Source organism: Flavobacterium aquariorum (assembly GCF_003254745.1).
Lineage (GTDB): Bacteria > Bacteroidota > Bacteroidia > Flavobacteriales > Flavobacteriaceae > Flavobacterium > Flavobacterium aquariorum.
In genome coordinates this window covers 1-255 of sequence record NZ_QKXH01000043.1, presented here as the reverse complement: position 1 = coordinate 255, position 255 = coordinate 1, and the positions used below count along the sequence as shown (strand labels likewise).

The following is a 255-nucleotide window of genomic DNA, read 5'->3' as shown; positions in this document are numbered from 1 at the left end:
TGCGATTTGCACGTTTTGTTTGTGATTACAATGAAAAATTTGGAATACAAAGTGCTGAAGCGGAGGATATCTATAAAAAGGCCGAAGCCTTTCTTAAAAACAAAAAAGTCAATAAAATTGACATTCCAGAAGTTCGATACTTAAAGGGGCTAATCAGAAAAGGAGAAGCCCGAGCCACGGCTCACTTTGTAGGTTTGCCAGACGAACAAATTCATTTTATGGAGCTTCCTTTCTATGAAACGGGAACCATCGAGA

1 pseudogene is annotated in these 255 nt (G+C 38.8%); it reads left to right on the top strand.

The features are described 5' to 3' along the window. Window positions 1-255, top strand: a pseudogene (locus DOS84_RS18920) (glucosamine-6-phosphate deaminase); the annotation flags it as partial.